Source organism: Chromohalobacter sp. HP20-39 (genome assembly GCF_033052815.1).
Classification (GTDB): domain Bacteria; phylum Pseudomonadota; class Gammaproteobacteria; order Pseudomonadales; family Halomonadaceae; genus Chromohalobacter.
Genome location: NZ_JAWHTP010000195.1, coordinates 1 through 418 on the forward strand (window position 1 = coordinate 1; position 418 = coordinate 418).

The window sequence follows — 418 nt, forward strand, 5'->3', positions numbered from 1 at the left end:
TACCAGTGGTGGAACAGTCGCCACAGCCCGGCCGCCAAGCGGCTAAGCCAGCGGCTGGAAATGGCGCTGTTCAGCCTCTCCGGCAAGGATGCGCAAACCAACATCCTGAAGCAACGGGTGCTCGCTGAGTCCACCGATGTCGCGCACCTGCTGCAGCGGCTTCCACACGTGGACTCCCTCGACCTGATCCTGCTGCAGTCGGGGCTGGATTGGTCTGTCGGCCGCTTCCTGACGCTCACACTGGCGTTGCCTGTGGTGGTGGCTGCCGTGGCCGCGCTGTTCGCCCCGCCGCTGGTCGCGCTGCTCGTGTTGGCCGTGCTGGCCGGTGCGTTGCCCACGCTGTACCTGATGCGCTGCCGCTCGCGGCGCCTGCGCAAGCTCGAAGCCCAGTTGCCCGAAGCCACCGACCTGCTCGCCC

At 67.7% G+C, this 418-nt stretch carries 1 protein-coding gene; it reads left to right on the top strand.

Translation table 11 applies throughout. The annotated features are described in order from the left end of the window. On the top strand, positions 1-418 hold a 418-nt coding region (locus RVY79_RS17595; RefSeq protein WP_317465783.1), incomplete at both ends, for a hypothetical protein.